Source organism: Kitasatospora cystarginea (assembly GCF_039533515.1).
Classification (GTDB): domain Bacteria; phylum Actinomycetota; class Actinomycetes; order Streptomycetales; family Streptomycetaceae; genus Kitasatospora; species Kitasatospora cystarginea.
In genome coordinates this window covers 115781-131534 of the sequence record NZ_BAAATR010000013.1, presented here as the reverse complement: position 1 = coordinate 131534, position 15754 = coordinate 115781, and the positions used below count along the sequence as shown (strand labels likewise).

The 15754-nt window shown below is 72.5% G+C and carries 15 protein-coding genes; 3 read left to right on the top strand and 12 right to left on the bottom strand.

Features of this window, described 5'->3' with window-relative positions:
* Nucleotides 1-160: 160 nt before the first annotated feature.
* From ABD369_RS16920 to ABD369_RS16910, 3 genes are read right to left on the bottom strand one after another with little or no spacing between them, the layout of a single operon-like run.
* Nucleotides 161-1132, bottom strand: coding sequence for an aldo/keto reductase (locus ABD369_RS16920; protein WP_344637236.1), 972 nt, complete (start codon nt 1130-1132; stop codon nt 161-163).
* A gap of 58 nt (nt 1133-1190) precedes the next feature.
* On the bottom strand, nt 1191-2018 hold the full coding sequence (locus ABD369_RS16915; RefSeq protein ID WP_344637235.1) for an ABC transporter permease: 828 nt from the start codon (nt 2016-2018) through the stop codon (nt 1191-1193).
* A complete protein-coding gene (locus ABD369_RS16910) occupies nt 2015-2968 on the bottom strand; it encodes an ATP-binding cassette domain-containing protein (protein WP_344637234.1) in 954 nt (317 codons plus the stop codon). Before ABD369_RS16910 ends, ABD369_RS16915 begins: the two co-directional genes overlap by 4 nt.
* A gap of 97 nt (nt 2969-3065) precedes the next feature.
* On the opposite strand from ABD369_RS16910, the gene ABD369_RS16905 reads away from it, so the two are divergent.
* Nucleotides 3066-3761 carry a TetR/AcrR family transcriptional regulator gene (locus ABD369_RS16905; RefSeq protein ID WP_344637233.1) on the top strand — a complete coding sequence of 232 codons (696 nt, stop codon included), beginning with the start codon at nt 3066-3068 and terminating at the stop codon, nt 3759-3761.
* 290 nt (nt 3762-4051) lie between these two features.
* Nucleotides 4052-4702, top strand: coding sequence for a DUF6309 family protein (locus tag ABD369_RS16900; RefSeq protein WP_344637232.1), 651 nt, complete (start codon nt 4052-4054; stop codon nt 4700-4702).
* 292 nt (nt 4703-4994) lie between these two features.
* Here the strand turns inward: ABD369_RS16900 and ABD369_RS16895 are convergent, their stop codons facing one another.
* The 3 genes from ABD369_RS16895 to def form a co-directional block, all read right to left on the bottom strand.
* Complete coding sequence (locus tag ABD369_RS16895) at nt 4995-6425, bottom strand: RsmB/NOP family class I SAM-dependent RNA methyltransferase (protein WP_344637231.1); 1431 nt, start codon at nt 6423-6425, stop codon at nt 4995-4997.
* Nucleotides 6426-6751: 326 nt separating this feature from the next.
* Nucleotides 6752-7687, bottom strand: a complete 936-nt coding sequence (gene fmt, locus ABD369_RS16890; protein ID WP_344637230.1) for a methionyl-tRNA formyltransferase — start codon at nt 7685-7687, stop codon at nt 6752-6754.
* A gap of 27 nt (nt 7688-7714) precedes the next feature.
* Nucleotides 7715-8260: a peptide deformylase gene (gene def / locus ABD369_RS16885; protein ID WP_344637229.1), complete on the bottom strand. Its 546-nt coding sequence runs from the start codon at nt 8258-8260 to the stop codon at nt 7715-7717.
* 240 nt (nt 8261-8500) lie between these two features.
* On the opposite strand from def, the gene ABD369_RS16880 reads away from it, so the two are divergent.
* Nucleotides 8501-9013 (top strand): hypothetical protein, encoded by a 513-nt coding sequence (locus tag ABD369_RS16880; protein WP_344637228.1) that lies wholly within the window; start codon nt 8501-8503, stop codon nt 9011-9013.
* Between the two features lie 264 nt (nt 9014-9277).
* On the opposite strand, the gene ABD369_RS16875 is transcribed toward ABD369_RS16880, so the two are convergent.
* The 6 genes from ABD369_RS16875 to mihF form a co-directional block, all read right to left on the bottom strand.
* A complete protein-coding gene (locus ABD369_RS16875) occupies nt 9278-11347 on the bottom strand; it encodes a primosomal protein N' (RefSeq protein WP_344637227.1) in 2070 nt (689 codons plus the stop codon).
* Nucleotides 11348-11573: 226 nt separating this feature from the next.
* A complete protein-coding gene (gene metK, locus ABD369_RS16870) occupies nt 11574-12782 on the bottom strand; it encodes a methionine adenosyltransferase (protein ID WP_344637226.1) in 1209 nt (402 codons plus the stop codon).
* 205 nt (nt 12783-12987) lie between these two features.
* Nucleotides 12988-14211, bottom strand: a complete 1224-nt coding sequence (gene coaBC, locus ABD369_RS16865; RefSeq protein ID WP_344637225.1) for a bifunctional phosphopantothenoylcysteine decarboxylase/phosphopantothenate--cysteine ligase CoaBC — start codon at nt 14209-14211, stop codon at nt 12988-12990.
* Between the two features lie 132 nt (nt 14212-14343).
* The gene (gene rpoZ / locus ABD369_RS16860; RefSeq protein WP_030240625.1) at nt 14344-14610 is read right to left on the bottom strand and encodes a DNA-directed RNA polymerase subunit omega; all 267 of its coding nucleotides are present in this window, start codon (nt 14608-14610) and stop codon (nt 14344-14346) included.
* A gap of 80 nt (nt 14611-14690) precedes the next feature.
* The gene (gene gmk, locus ABD369_RS16855) at nt 14691-15248 is read right to left on the bottom strand and encodes a guanylate kinase (RefSeq protein WP_344637224.1); all 558 of its coding nucleotides are present in this window, start codon (nt 15246-15248) and stop codon (nt 14691-14693) included.
* 72 nt (nt 15249-15320) lie between these two features.
* Nucleotides 15321-15647: an integration host factor, actinobacterial type gene (gene mihF, locus ABD369_RS16850; protein WP_344637223.1), complete on the bottom strand. Its 327-nt coding sequence runs from the start codon at nt 15645-15647 to the stop codon at nt 15321-15323.
* Nucleotides 15648-15754: the final 107 nt, after the last annotated feature.

Genomic DNA, 15754 nt, shown 5'->3' with positions numbered 1-15754 from the left:
TTGTGGCGCACGAACTGCCCGCCGCCCCGTAGGCACGGACCTGACCAGCGCCCTCGCAGACACGGACGCGGGCATCGGCCAACCGCCCTGCGGCAAGGACGTGCGCCCGCCGCCCCGCTGCCGGACGGCAGGCGCACGCCGGATGCTCCGGTCCCACCGCCTACCAGGCGTAGTCCTCGGGGGCGGTGCGGCGGCCGGGGAAGATCTCGTCCAGGCGGTCCAGCGTCTTCTGGTCCAGCGTCAGCCCCAGCGCCCGGACGGCGGCGTACAGCTGCTCCAGGGTGCGCGGACCGACGATGGGAGCGGTGACGGCGGGGCGGGAGAGCAGCCAGGCGAGCGCGATGTCGCCCGGTTCGTGACCGAGTTCGGCGGCGAGGTCCTCGTACGCGGCGAGCTGTTCGCGCCGGCCCACCAGTCGGCCCTCGGCGACCTCGTCCAGCCGCCGGACGCCCTCGCGCTCCTTGCGCAGGATCCCGCCGAGCAGTCCGCCGTGCAGCGGCGACCAGGGGATCAGGCCGAGACCGTAGTGCTCGACGGCCGGGACGACCTCCAGCTCGACGTTGCGCTCCATCAGGTTGTAGATGGACTGCTCGCTGCTCAGGCCGAGGAAGTGGCGTGTCCTGGCGGTCTCCTGGGCCTGGGCGATGTGCCAGCCGGCGAAGTTGCTGGAGCCTACGTAGATGATCTTACCCTGGCTGACCAGGACCTCCATTGCCTGCCAGATCTCGTCCCAGGGCGTGGCCCGGTCGATGTGGTGCATCTGGTAGAGGTCGATGTGGTCGGTCTGCAGCCGCCGGAGGCTGGCGTCCACCGCGCGGCGGATGTTGAGGGCGGAGAGCTTGCCCTCGTTGGGCCACTTCCCCGTCTCGCCGTAGAGCTTGGTGGCGAGCACGGTCCGCTCCCGGCGGCCGCCGCCCTTGGCGAACCAGTTGCCGATGATGGTCTCGGTACGGCCCCTGTGCTCGCGCCCGCCGTAGGTGTTGGACGTGTCGAAGAGGTTGATGCCCAGGTCGTGGGCGGTGTCCATGATGGTGTGCGCCTCGCCCTCCTCGGTGTGCGGGCCGAAGTTCATGGTGCCCAGGCAGAGGCGGGAGACGGTGAGGCCGGTGCGGCCGAGGTGGGTGAACTCCATTCCGTCACCTTCGGCCCGCACCGGCCCGCTTGTCCAGCACCCGACCCGAACGGACCAACTACCGCCCGTGTGAAGCGAATTTGCGCACAGCCAGCGGAGCGAACACCGCCAGCAGCAGCCCCGACCAGAGCAGCGTCGCGGTGACCGGATGCTGCATAGGCCAGGCCTCGCCGGCCGCTCCCGGGTTGTGGAACAGCTCGCGGCAGGCAGCCACGACGGCGCTGACCGGGTTCCACTCGGCGACGGCGCGCAGCCAGCCCGGCATCCCTCCGGTGGGTACGAAGGCGTTGGTCACCATCGCCAACGGGAAGGTGAGCACCGAGAGTTGGCCGGCGACCTCCTCCTTCCCGACGGCCAGCCCCAGGTACATGCCGACCCAGGTCATCACGAACCGGAACAGCACCAGCAACCCGTACGCGCCGAGCGCCGACGTGATGCCGTCGCGGATCCGCCAGCCGACGGCGAGGCCGACCAGGGTGAGCGGGACCAGGACGACGAGGCCCACCAGCAGGTCGGCGAGCGCCTGACCGAGCAGCAGCGCGCCGCGGGAGACCGGCATCGAGCGCAGCCGGTCGGCGATGCCCCGGCCGACGTCCCGGGCAGCGCCGACCATGGTCGGCATCAGCCCGTTGACGGCGACCATCACGAACAGGCCGGGGATCAGGAACTCGCGGTAGTTCCCGCTACCGGGCACGGTCATCGCACTGCCGAAGACGTACCCGAAGACCAGCACCATCACGACGGGAACCGCGAGCGAGGCGAGGATCAGGCCCGGCGAGTGGCGGTAGGCCAGCAGGACCCGGGCGGCGGAGGTCAGGGTGTCGGCGACCGGCCGGGACCGGCGCGGCGAGGCGGCGGACACCGGGGCGAGGGCGGTGATCGTCATCGGGCGGCCTTCCGGGGTGCGGCGGTGAGTGCGAGGAAGACGTCGTCCAGCGAGGGCGTGCGCAGGGCCACGTCCCGGGTGGCCACTCCAGCGGCGTCGAGCTCGCGGACCAGTTGCGGCAGCGCGATGTCACGGCCGGCCGCGGAGGTGACCGCGACCCGCAGTTCGGCCGGGTCGGCCACCGGCTCCCCGGCCGCAAGGACGGTCAACACCGTTTTCGCACGGTCGAGTTGGGCGGCATCGGCAACGGTGACCTCGATCCGGGTGCCGATCGCGGCCTTGAGCCGGGCAGGCGTACCGGACTCGATGACCACCCCGCGATCGATCACGGCGACGGCGTCGGCCAGCCGGTCCGCCTCCTCCAGGTACTGCGTGGTGAGCAGCACGGTGGTGCCGCTGTCCGCCAACCCCCGCACCGTTTCCCAGATCTCCTGCCGGCTGCGCGGGTCGAGGCCGGTGCTGGGCTCGTCCAGGAAGAGCACGGGCGGGGCGGTGACCAGGCTGGCGACCAGGTCGAGGCGGCGGCGCTGGCCGCCGGAGTAGGTGCGGACCAGGCGGTCGGCGACCTCGCTGAGGCCGAAGCGTTCGAGCAGTTCGCCGGCGCGGCGGCGGGCGCCCCGGCCGCCGAGGCCGTGGAAGCGCCCGACCAGGTGGAGGTTGTCCCGCCCGGTGATGCCTTCGTCGACGGCCGCGTACTGCCCGGCCAGCCCGATCGAGCGGCGGACCTGGGCGCTCTGGCGCACCACGTCATAGCCGTTGACCCGGGCGGTGCCCGCGTCGGGTGCCGCGAGGGTGGCGAGCACCCGTACGGCGGTGGTCTTCCCCGCACCATTGGGGCCGAGCAGGCCGCACACGGTGCCGGCCGGGACGGTCAGGTCGAGGCCGCGCAGGGCTTCGGACTTGCCGAAGCGCTTGCGCAGACCTGCGACGGCGATGGCTGTCTCGGTCATACTGTCGCCTTTCTAGGTACAGCGTACGTAGAACATGCCCAGGACGTTACTACGTACGGTGTACTTAAGTAAACTGGCTGCGAGGTGATCATTCGCAATGCCGTCCCGCCAGTCCGAAGCCCCCGAGTTGATCTGGCTCCAACCGGAGCACAGCGGCCGGGGACCGCGTCCCGCACACAGCCGGTCCTCGATCGCGGAAGCCGCGGTCCGAATCGCGGACTCCGAGGGACTGGACGCGGTCTCCATGCGCAAGGTCGCCGCCGAACTCGGCGCCGGGACGATGTCGCTCTACAACTACGTCCCGAAGAAGGAGCACCTGTTCGACCTGATGGTCGACCAGATCGCCGGCGAGTACGAGCTCCCCGCCGAACCCTCCGGTGACTGGCGGGCCGATCTCACGGCGCTGGCCACCATGCAGCTCGCCGTCCTGCGCCGCCACAGCTGGGCGCCCCGGCTGATCGCCGCCCGCCCCTCGCTGGGACCGAACGGCCTGCGCTACACCGAGTACTTCCTCGGCGTCATGGCCGCGACCGAGCTGACCGGCTCCGGCAAGATGGAGGCGATGGCCCAACTCAACGGCTTCCTCTGCCAGTTCGCCGACTGGGAACACTCGACGACCGGCCGCTCCCCCCGCTGGATCACCGACATGGTGAGCTACCTCCAAGGCGTCGCCGCGACCGGCCAGTACCCCCGGCTCACCCAGGTCCTCGCCGAAGGCCCCGCGCCCACCGCTCCGGACGCCGTCTTCGACCGCCTGCTGCAGCGCATCCTCACCGCGCTCTGCGAGGCGTGAACGACGAGGGTCCGCGCGCACTCGATAGCCGCCCGCACCGATCCGGTCACCCACGGCACGCCACCGGTCCTGCAGCTGGAGCTGCCGGCGGCCACGGTGAACGCCTCACCCACCGCCCGCTGTTGCGCGCGCCCTGCCAGGTGGCTGCGCGCTGGCGCCCGGTCAAGCCCCTTCTGGCGTCGGGTGCTCGCCCGGGCCCGGGAGCTCCACCTGGACGGCCGTTGGTGGCCGGAGCTGTTCGCTGAGCGATACTTCACCAAGTACGCCAGCACCGCCTGAAAGGCACCACCGTGGACATCGCCGGCCCGGCCCCGTTCGCCGAAGTGCGGGAGACCTTCCTCCAGGACCACCCGCTCGAAGGGGCGCACGAGGCGAACAGCAATCAGGACGGGGAGCAGAACCTCGAGCGTGCCGAACAACTGCTCGGCACCTGGTGGCGGGTACGGCTCTCGCGGGCGGAGGTGCTCGGCGTCATCCTGCCCTGGCACCTCAGCGAGGGCGGCAGGCTCGAACTCGTCCCCCGGTCCGGGCTGACGGTGGCGCAGGCCGCGGAGCGCATCCGGTCGGGCGGGGCGGAGTGGGCCGAGGCCAACCCGGTGTGCGCGGCCAAGCTCCGGCTGCTGCGGCACGCACCGTTCACCCCGGTCTACCTCAGCACCCGCCCGGTGCCGCACTCCGACTACTCGGACCTGCGGATCAGGGAGGGCCTCATCCACCTCGACGGCCTGCACCGCATGCTCGCCTGGGAACTGGCCGAGCGGCTGCCCGCCGAGGAGCGGCTGGACGCATTCATCGCGAGCGACCTCCCGATCCGTCCCGCCACCGGAAGCGGATCGGACGCGGGCCGCCGGACCGGACGTGACGAACACGCCCGCCCCGCCACCGTTCGCGGAGCGGACACCACGGCACCGCCCGCACCGCCCCGGAAGCAACGGGCGTGACCTCGACGGCGCGGTCCACCCGGTCTGCGGCACTCCGCGCCGCAGAGGATGGCGTCGATGCCGCTCGACGCCAACGTGCAGTCCCTGACCGTGCTCCCGACCACGATGCCGTTCGTCGGAAGGGACCGAGCCACCGCGACCCGAGGTGCCACGGGTCGACGGCTGCCCGTACGCTCGGCCGTTCGACTCTCCAACCGCCCACGACCGCCCGGCAGTTCGCGACCCCTCGACGGTCGCGGCCGCCGGGCCGGCAGGGAGCGACCCCGAGCGGGTACCCCTTCGCCGAAGGGTCCTACGCGGTGCGCCGCAGCAGCGCCAGGTACATCGCGTCGGTCCCGTGCAGATGCGGCCAGAGCTGAACGTCCGGCCCCTCCCCCAGCGCCGGCACCCCGGCCAGCAGCGGACGGGCGTCGATCCACTCCACCCCGGTCTCCGACCGCAGTACGTCGTCGACCACCGCCCGGGTCTCGGCGAGGTGCGGCGAGCAGGTCGCGTACCCGATCACTCCCCCGACCCTGGCGGCCCGGATCGCCGAACGCAGCAGCTCGCGCTGGAGCGGCCCGAAGCCCGGGATGTCGTCCTGCCGCCGGCGCCACCGCGCCTCCGGCCGGCGCCGCAGCGCACCGAGCCCGGAGCACGGCACATCCACCAGCACCCGGTCGAAGGAACCCTCCCGCCAGGCCGGGCGGGTGCCGTCAGCGGTGATCACCGTGTACGGGCCGGGGTTGCCGTCCAGCGCACGGGCGACCAGCCGGGCCCGGTGCGGCTGCCGCTCCGAGGCGACCAGCGCCGCGCCGCGCTCGGCGGCGAGGGCGCCGAGCAGCGCGGCCTTGCCGCCGGGCCCCGCACAGCCGTCGAGCCAGAGCCGGTCGGCGCCCTCCACCGGGGCGTTGGCCAACGCGAGCGCGACCAGTTGGCTGCCCTCGTCCTGGACTCCGGCCCGGTTCTCCCGGATCGCGTCGATGCCCCCGGGCTCGCCGCCCTCGGCGAGCGTGACGGCGTACGGCGACCACCGTCCGGCCTGTGCCTGCGGCAGCGTCTCGCGCAGTTCGGCCACCGTCACCCGGCCCGGGCGAGCGACCAGGGTCACCTCGGGGCGCTCGTTGTCGGCGTGCAACAGCTCCTCGATCGCGGTCCGGCCGCAGGCCCCGGGCTGCCAGCGCCCGAGCGAATCCCAGAGCGCGGAGACCACCCAGCGCGGGTGCGAGTGGACCACCGCGAGGTGGTCCTCGGCGTCCTCCTCGTACGGCGGGGCGACCTGTTCCACCCAGGTGTCCAGGTCGTGCGCGCTGATCCTGCGCAGCACGGCGTTGACGAACTTGGCGCGTCCCTCGCCGAGCACCGCCCGGGCCAGCTCGACGGTGGCGGAGACCGCCGCGTGGGTGGGGATCCGGGTGGTGAGCAGCTGGTGGGCACCGAGCGAGAGCACGTCCAGTACCGGCGGGTCCACCTCGCGCAGCGGGCGGTCGATGCAGGCCGCGATGATCGCGTCATAGGTGCCCTGGAGGCGCAGGGTGCCGTAGACCAGTTCGGTGGCGAGTGCGGCGTCCCGGCGGTCCATGCCCTTCTGCTCGGCCTCGCGCAGCAGGGAGGGGAGGATCAGGTTGGCGTACGCGTCGCGCTCGTCCACGGCGCGCAGGGCGCGGAACGCGACGATCCTGGCCGGGTCCTTCTTGGGACGGCGGTGCGGGCGGGGGGCGCGCTTGGCGCTGGGGGTGCTCACTTTGTGCCTCGAAAGTGCTGCGTTGGTTATCTGCTGGGTCGGTCTGAACTCGTGTGAGTTCGTCTGCTGCGGAGTCGGTTACGGAGTCGGTTGCCGAATCGGCTGCGGAGTTGACCGCGAAGTAGGTTGTCCGCTTGACCGACTTTCATTGGACGGGCGACCGGACGACCACAGGGCGGACAATCGGACCACCGGAAAACCGGCTATTCGATTACCACTCATCGGACCTGCTGACTGTCATCCGACAGACTGCCGGATCATCAGAACGCAGATCATCGGCTCTCCACTCGGCTGATGGTCGGACCGCGCGACCGTACCGCCGGCGGTCAGCCGTCGAGCCGCTCGCCGGACTCGATCCGGACCCCTCGGGCCCAGTCTGCCGCGCGCATCGGCTTCTTGCCCTGCGGCTGGACCTCGCCCAGCTCGATCTCATGGCTGCCGGTGCCGACCCGGACGCTGTTCTTCGCGACCGCCAACTCGCCGGGCGCCAGCTCCGTGGCCGCCGGGAGCAGCCTGACCGGGCCGGAGAGCTTGAGCCGCTCGCCCCGGAAGGTGGTCCAGGCGCCGGGCGCGGGGGCGCAGCCGCGCACCACCCGGTCGACCCGCAGGGCGGGGAGCGACCAGTCGATCCTGGCGTCCTCAACAGTGATCTTGGGCGCGAGGGTGACCCCCTCGGCGGGCTGCGGCACGGCCTGCAGGGTGCCGTCCTCGATGCCGTCCATGGTGGCGACCAGCAGCCGGGCGCCCGCGTGTGCCAGCCGGTCCAGCAGCACCCCGCTGGTGTCGGTCGGGCGGACCTCCTCGGTGAGCACGCCGAACACCGGGCCGGAGTCCAGGCCCTGCTCGATCCGGAAGGTGGAGGCGCCGGTCACCTCGTCGCCCGCCAGCAGCGCGTGCTGCACCGGAGCGGCACCGCGCCAGGCGGGGAGCAGTGAGAAGTGCAGGTTGACCCAGCCGTGCCGGGGGATCTCCAGCGTGCCGGGGCGCAGCAGCGCGCCGTAGGCGACCACCGGGCAGCAGTCCGGGGCGATCTCGGTGAGCCTGGCCTGGAAGTCCGGGTCGCTCGGCTTGGCCGGCTTGAGGACCTCGATCCCGGCCTCCTCGGCACGCTGGGCGACCGGGCTGGCGACCAGTCGGCGGCCGCGCCCGGCAGGGGCGTCGGGGCGGGTGACCACCGCGACGACCTCGTGCCGGTCGGAGGCCAGCAGTGCGTCCAGGGCGGGAACGGCGACCTCGGGGGTGCCGGCGAAGACGAGGCGCATGGGTGCCTTTCTGGGGACGTACGGGGATCAGCGGGCGGAACCGAAGGTGCTGTGCGGGGAGATCTTGACGGTCGGCGCCGGCCCGTCGCCCCAGTCCGCCTCGCGGATCGCCTTGAGCGCGGCCTTGCGCTGCTCGCGGTCCAGGCGGTCGATGAAGACGATCCCGTCCAGGTGGTCGGTCTCGTGCTGGATGCAGCGGGCCAGCAGCTGGGTACCCTCGATGGTCACCGGGTCGCCGTGCATGTTGAAGCCCTTGGCGACCACCCCGTACGCGCGCTTGGTGTCGTAGCGCAGCCCCGGCAGCGACAGGCAGCCCTCGGGGCCGTCCTGCTCCTCGTCGCTGAGGCTGAGGTCGGGGTTGATCAGATGGCCCACCACACCGTCCACGTTGTAGGCGAACACCCGCAGCGAGACGCCGAGTTGAGGCGCCGCCAGGCCGGCGCCGGGGGCGTCCAGCATGGTGTCGGTGAGATCCCTGACCAGCCCGCGCAGCTCCTTGTCGAAGGTGGTCACCGGTCGCGCGACGGTGCGCAGCACGGGGTCGCCGAAGATCCGGATCGGCTGGATCGCCATGGCTGGGGGCTCCTGTCGGTACGGGTTCGGCGCGGTTCGGCGGGGGCTGGTTCGGGCGGCCGGCGAAGGCCACAGGGCAGTCTATGCAATCCGGGACGCCCGTTCGGCCCAGCTTCTGGCATATCCCGTCTCGCCGGCGCGCGTGACCCCGGCGCCTGTCCTGCGTTGGTCAAGTGGGATTGACCGGGACGCGAACGCGTCCCGACCGGATTCACCGTACGGAGAGGTGGCACCAAGGCCATGGCCGAGCAGATCAACCACGACGCGCGGGCGCGGGCCAGCCTGCACCTGCTGGTGCGGGACATCGAGCGGGTGCGGCGGCAGGTGGACGCGCTGCGCACCCTCACCGCCCAGCTGGGCAACGTCTACCGGCCGCGCCGGCCCAGCACCTCGGCCGGATTCGTGGTGTACGGGCGGGCGCCCGCCCCCACCGTGCGGCTCGCCCAGGAACTGCGGGAGAGCGTCGAGACGCTGGTCGCGGCCGCCGTCGAGTTCGACCGGGCGCTGGGCTTCTCCTGGGACTCGGTCGGCTCCGCGCTGGGCGTCACCAAGCAGGCTGTGCACCGGCGGTACGGCATGCGGCGCCCGAGCAGCGAGCTGCTCGCAGCCGCCGTACCGGCCCCGGGCGTGCCCGGGGCCGCCCGCCCGGACCGCGGCGAGGAGCTAACCGCGGGCGGCCAGCCGCTCACCCGCACCGTCCCCGCCGCCCGCCAGGGCGGCCTGGAGCGCCCGAGCATCCCCATCCGCGGCTGAAACCCGGCCGCACCTGGCCGGACCCGACCGGACCCGGCTGAAACCCGGGCGGGCTTCGCCCGGGCAGTCGGGCAAGCACATGGGGGTGCGGGGAACCGCGCGAATCGGAGGAACGCTGCGCCGCCCCTCTCCCCCGGGGGGCATCTCGCCCCTCCCGGCCCGGAGACGGTGCAGCCCACCGACCGGCGGCTCGGCACAACGCGGCGCCGGTCGCCTCGCGCGCCTCCCCGCACCCCCGAGCACCCGTTCCTCCCCCTGGCCGACTCAGCCGATGTCGAGCGGGTCGATCCGCACCTTGACCGGATCCGACGTCCGCAGGGCCACCCGGGCGATCTGCGCCGCCTTCAGTGCGCTCGCCAGCGCCGCCCCCTGCCCGGGTGCGACCCGCAGCAGCGCGCGCTCCAGCTCCTCCCCCCGCCCGCCGGGTACCTCGATCGGCCCGAGCACATCCGTGCCCTCGGGGAGCCGGACCAGTGCCAGCAGGTCCGCGACCGCGTTCGGCGCGCCCGTCACCGAGGCCATCCGGGAGACCGGGGGGAAGTGCAGCTGCGCCCGTTCATCCAGCTCCAGCCCGGCGTGACCGGCCGGGTCCCACCGCACCAGCGCCTGCACCGGACGCGCGGTGGCCTCGGCGACCACCACCACCGTGCCGCCCTGCTCGGCGGGCCTGACCAGCGAGGCAGCGGCGGTCCACATCCGCAGTGCCTCCTCCCCGGCCCGCAGGTCGGGGCGGTTCAGGAGTGTCCAGCCGTCCAGCAGCAGCGCGGCCGCGTACCCGGCGCCCTCGGCGACCGGCTCGGCGCCCGGTGTGGAGATCACCAGCGCCGGCTCCCCGGACACCGTGGCCAGCACCGCGTCGCGTCCCGAGGTGCGCACCGGCACCCGGGGGAAGGCCTTGCCCAGCTCCTCGGCCGTCCGCCGTGCCCCGACCACCTGCGCCCGCAGCCGGAACGAACCGCACTCGGCGCAGTGCCACTCCGCCTCCGGCTGCCCGCACCAGCCGCAGTCCAGCGGCGCCCCCGCGGACCCCGCCTCCAGCGGTCCGCCGCAGTGCCGGCACCGCGCGGGCGTACGGCACCGGCCGCAAGTCAGCCTCGGCACATAGCCGCGCCGGGGCACCTGGATCAGCACCGGGCCGTGCTTCAGCGCCTCGTGGGCGACCTCCCAGGCCAGCCAGGGCAGCCGGGCGGCCTGCGCGGCCGCGTCCCGCGCCTGGTCCTGGTCGGTGACCGTCCGGACCCGGGGGGCGACGGCGCGGACCGTCTCCCGTCCGGCGGCCAGCGGGCGCGCCCAGCCCGTCCGCAGCAGCTGCGCCGCCTCGACCGTCATCGACAGCCCGCCGAGCAGGACGCCCGCGTTCTCCTCGGTGGCCCGCAGCAGCGCGACCTCGCGGACGTGCGGGTGCGGGGAGCGCGGATCGCTGTGGCTGCTGTCGCCGTCCGACCAGACCACCACCAGGCCCAAGTCCCGGACCGGGGCGAAGACCGCGGCCCGTGTCCCGATCGCGGCCCGCACCGCGCCCCGGCTGACCGCGAGCCAGCGCCGGTAGCGCTCCTTCGGCCCGAGGTCGGCGGCCAGCACCGCGTGCCGGCCCTCGCCGAGCAACTCGGACAGGACGCGGTCGACCCGGGCCACCGCCCGGCCGTCCGGCAGGACCACCAGCGCTCCCCGGCCGCCGGCCAGGGTCGCGGCGACGGCCCGGGCGATCTCCTCCGGCCAGCTCGGACCGGGCAGCGCCGTCCACACCGCGCGCGGCGAACGCCCCTGGGCCAGCGCCGCGAGGTAGTCCGCGCCCTGCGGATAGCGGGACCAGCTGCCGGGTTCGGGACGGGTCGGCGGCGGGAGCAGCTTCGGCGAGGGCTCGGACTCGGCGCCCGCGTGCCGGGGCGGGATCGCCAGCTGGAGCACATCGGCGAGCGAGCCCGCGTACCGGTCGGCGACGGTGCGGCACAGCCGCAGCAGGGCGGGCGTGAGCACCTGCTCCGGGGAGAGCACCTGGGCGAGCGGGGCGAGCGGGCCCGCGTAGTCGGAGTCGGCCCGGCGCTCGACGATGAAGCCGCTGTGCAGCTCGCCGCCCTCGCGCCGGCCAGGCGCGACGATCCGGGCGCCGAAGCGGACCCGGACGCGTACGCCGGGCTGCGCCTCCTCGGCCATGGTGGCGGGGACGGCGTAGTCGAAGTACTGGTCGAGGTGGAGCAGGCCCTTGTCGACCAGTACGCGCGCCACCGGCAGGTCATCCGCCAGCTGGGCGCCGCGCCACGTCCGGGGTTTGGCCCTGCGGACCGTCTCCCGGATGAACGCCAGCTGCTCACCGGCACCGTCTGTCCTGCTCATCCGCCCTCCACACACCCACCACCCCGGGCCTGCCCAACATAGCCCCCACCACCGACAACGTGGCAAAACGCCCGGGCCGCTGCCATGGCGACGGCACCTTCCGACGGTGGATCCGGGGCCCCGACGGGCCTTGTCCGCTGCCCGGGGAAGCTCCGCCGGAAAGACCAGGGCGGCGGCCACCCCGCGAGAGGGGTGACCGCCGCCCGGGGCACGCGGTGGTGACGGATCAGGCGCTGACGGCCTTCTTCAGCGCCTCGGCGCGGTCGGTGCGCTCCCAGGTGAACTCCGGAAGCTCCCGGCCGAAGTGGCCGTAGGCCGCGGTGAGCGAGTAGATCGGCCGCAGCAGGTCCAGGTCGCGGATGATCGCCGCCGGGCGGAGGTCGAAGACCTTGGTGACGGCCTCCTGGATCTTCAGCACCGGAACGGTCTCGGTGCCGAAGGTCTCCACGAACAGACCCACCGGCTCGGCCTTGCCGATCGCGTACGCGACCTGCACCTCGGCGCGGCGGGCCAGCCCGGCCGCGACGATGTTCTTGGCGACCCAGCGCATCGCGTACGCGGCCGAGCGGTCCACCTTGGACGGGTCCTTGCCGGAGAAGGCGCCGCCGCCGTGGCGGGCCATGCCGCCGTACGTGTCGATGATGATCTTGCGGCCGGTCAGGCCGGCGTCACCCATCGGGCCGCCGATCTCGAAGCGGCCGGTCGGGTTGACCAGCAGGCGGTAGCCGTCGGTGGTCAGCTTGATGCCCTGGTCGGCGAGCGCCTTCAGCTCCGGCTCCACGACGAACTCGCGGATGTCCGGGGTGAGCAGCGAGTCCAGGTCGATGTCGGACGCGTGCTGGGTGGAGACCACCACGGTGTCGAGGCGCACGGCCTTGTCGCCGTCGTACTCGATGGTGACCTGGGTCTTGCCGTCCGGACGCAGGTACGGGATGGTGCCGTTCTTGCGGACCTCGGTCAGGCGGCGCGAGAGGCGGTGCGCGAGGGTGATCGGCAGCGGCATCAGCTCGGGCGTGTCGTCGCACGCGTAGCCGAACATCAGGCCCTGGTCGCCGGCACCCTGGCGGTCCAGCTCGTCGTCCTCGCCCTCCACGCGGTGCTCGTGCGCGGTGTCGACACCCTGGGCGATGTCCGGGGACTGCGCGCCGATCGAGACCGAGACACCGCAGGAGGCGCCGTCGAAGCCCTTCTTGGAGCTGTCGTATCCGATCTCCAGGATCTTCTCCCGGACCAGCTGAGCGATCGGCGCGTACGCCTTGGTGGTGACCTCACCGGCGACGTGGACCAGGCCGGTGGTGATCAGCGTCTCCACGGCGACCCGGGAAGTCGGGTCTTCCTTGAGGAGAGCGTCCAGGATGGTGTCGCTGATCTGGTCAGCGATCTTGTCGGGGTGTCCCTCGGTCACGGACTCCGAGGTGAACAGGCGGCGAGACACAGCGCTCCCTGGGGTTGCAGCGGCTGCTGACTGAACGCCTCCGGGGATCCGGAGGCATCCGGAAAGACTTGATTCCTGGAGTGTAACGGTCAGCTACCGGTCGGCGTCAGTCACATCGGAATCTTGAGACTCATCACTCATCTTCGGCCACTCGACCAAACTCCGCTCACAACCCGCCTGGCTCCGCCCGGAATCCGGCGGAAGTTCACCCGAGCCGGGCCACGACCTCGTCCCAGATCCGGTCCGCGAGCGCCTCCTTGGGCCCGTCGGGAACGGCCACCTCCGCGCCGTCCGCGCCGAGCAGCACCGCGGCGTTGGTGTCCTGCCCGAACGCCTTGCCGCCGCCCACCTCGTTGACCACCAGCAGGTCGCAGCCCTTGCGGGCCAGCTTGGCGCGGCCGTTGGCCAGGACGTCGTCGGTCTCCGCGGCGAAGCCGACCACCAGCTGGCCGGGCCTGGCGCGGTCGGCGGACAGCTCGGCGAGGATGTCCGGATTGCGGACCAGGGTGATCGGCGGCTGGTCCACCCCGTCCACCTTCTTGATCTTGCCGGTGGCGTACTCCGCCGGGCGGAAATCGGCCACCGCGGCGGCCATCACCACCGCGTCCGCGTCCAGGACCGCCTTCAGCGCGGCCTCGCGCAGCTGGAGCGCGGTGGAGACGTGCACCACGTCCACCCCGGCCGGGTCGGGAAGGGTGGCGTTGGCCGACAGCAGGGTGACCCGGGCACCCCGGGCAGCGGCCGTGGCGGCCAGCGCGTAGCCCTGCTTGCCGGAGGAGTGGTTGCCGAGGAAGCGGACCGGGTCGAGCGGCTCCCGGGTACCGCCCGCCGAGATCACCACATGGCGGCCGGCCAGGTCCCGCTCCAGGCCGCCACGGGCGAGAAGGCGGCGGCAGGCCTCGAAGAGCTGCTCGGGCTCCGGCAGCCGGCCCTTGCCGGTGTCCACGCCGGTGAGCCGCCCGACGGCGGGCTCCAGCACGATCACGCCCCGGCGGCGCAGCGTGGCGACGTTCTCCTGGGTGGCCTGGTTCTCCCACATCTCGGTGTGCATGGCGGGGGCCAGCACCACCGGGCAGCGCGCGGTGAGCAGGGTGTTGGTGAGCAGGTCGTCGGCCAGGCCGTGGGCGGCCTTGGCGAGCAGGTCGGCGGTGGCCGGGGCGACCACGACCAGGTCCGCCTGCTGACCGATCCGCACGTGCGGGACCTCGTGCACCCGCTCCCAGGTCTCGGTGGCGGCCGGGCGGCCGGAGAGCGCGGCCCAGGTGGCCTCGCCGACGAAGTGCAGCGCGGCCGCGGTCGGCACCACGGTCACCTGGTGCCCGGACTCGGTGAACCGCCGCAGCAGCTCACAGGCCTTGTACGCGGCGATGCCGCCGCTGACACCGAGGACGACGCGGCGGGCGTCGGGCTGCTCCGGGCGAGCGTTCATGATGGGGTCTCTCTCCTCCGGACGGGTTACGCCCACCCTACGGCGCATCAGTTCCCACCGGCACCGTGGTCTGTCGCACAGCGAAGGGGCCCGCCGGACGGTGAAGTCCGACGGGCCCCTTCGACGACGGGCTCAGGCAGCCTCGATGGCCTCGGCAGTCAGCATGCCCGCGTTGATCTCGCGCAGCGCGATCGACAGCGGCTTCTCGTGCACGTGGGTGTCCACCAGCGGGCCGACGTACTCCAGCAGGCCCTCGCCCAGCTGCGAGTAGTAGGCGTTGATCTGACGGGCACGCTTGGCCGCGTAGATCACCAGGCTGTACTTGGAGTCGGTGGCCTCAAGCAGCTCGTCGATCGGCGGGTTGATGATGCCCTCGGGCGCGGTCATGGAAGAGGACACGCGAAAACCTTCCGAAACGGTGGCTAAGAAACGAAAACGCCGATCAGATCAGCATTGCTGCCACTACGGCAGCGATCTGGTCAGACTACACCGAGCAAGGCTAGCAGCTCGGTCGCCACCTGCTCGACGGACGTGTTGACCAGCGTGACGTCGAACTCGGTCTCGGCGGCCAGTTCCACCTTGGCCGCGGCCAGCCGCTCGTCGATCACGTGCTGCGGCTCGGTGCCCCGGCCGGTGAGCCGGCGCACCAGCTCCTCCCAGCTCGGCGGGGCCAGGAAGACCAGCTGCGCCTCGGGCATCGACTCGCGCACCTGGCGGGCGCCCTGCAGGTCGATCTCCAGCAGCACCGGCTCACCGCGGTCGAGCCGCTCCTGGACGGCCTGGCGGGGCGTGCCGTAGCGGTTGCCGGCGAAGACGGCCCACTCCAGCAGCTCGCCGTTGGCGACCAGCTTGTCGAACTCGTCGTTGTCGACGAAGTGGTACTGGACCCCGTCCTGCTCGCCGGGCCTCGGGTGCCGGGTGGTCGCCGACACCGAGAGCCAGACCTCGGGGTGCTGCTGCCTCATATGAGCGACGACCGTGCTCTTGCCGACCCCCGAAGGGCCGGAGAGCACGGTCAGCCGCGGACGTTCACTCATGCACCGATTATCCCGGATCGCGGACGTTCCGGGGACCACGGGGGCCCGGACGCTGCGAACCGGCAGCCGGACTCAGGAGGCGGTGTTACCGAACTCCCGCTCCAGCGAGGCGATCTGGTTCGAGCCGAGACCGCGCACCCGGCGACTCTCGCTGATCCCGAGACGCTCCATGATCTGCTTGGCCCGCACCTTGCCGACGCCCGGGAGGCTTTCGAGCAGGGCGGAGACCTTCATCTTGCCGATGACCTCGTCGTCGGACTTGCCCGCCTTGATCACGTCACGCAGCGAGGCATTGGAGTGCTTCAGCTTGTTCTTGACCTCGGCACGCTGCCGGCGAGCTTCGGCGGCCTTGGCGAGCGCGGCGGCGCGCTGTTCGGGGGTAAGGGGCGGAAGAGCCACGCCGTTCACCTCGGGATGTGTAAGGAAGGGATGAGCTATGACTGTTGGTGCCAAGGACACCGGTTGCAGTGGAACCTAATGGCTCTGACCTGCAAGAGCAACGCTTG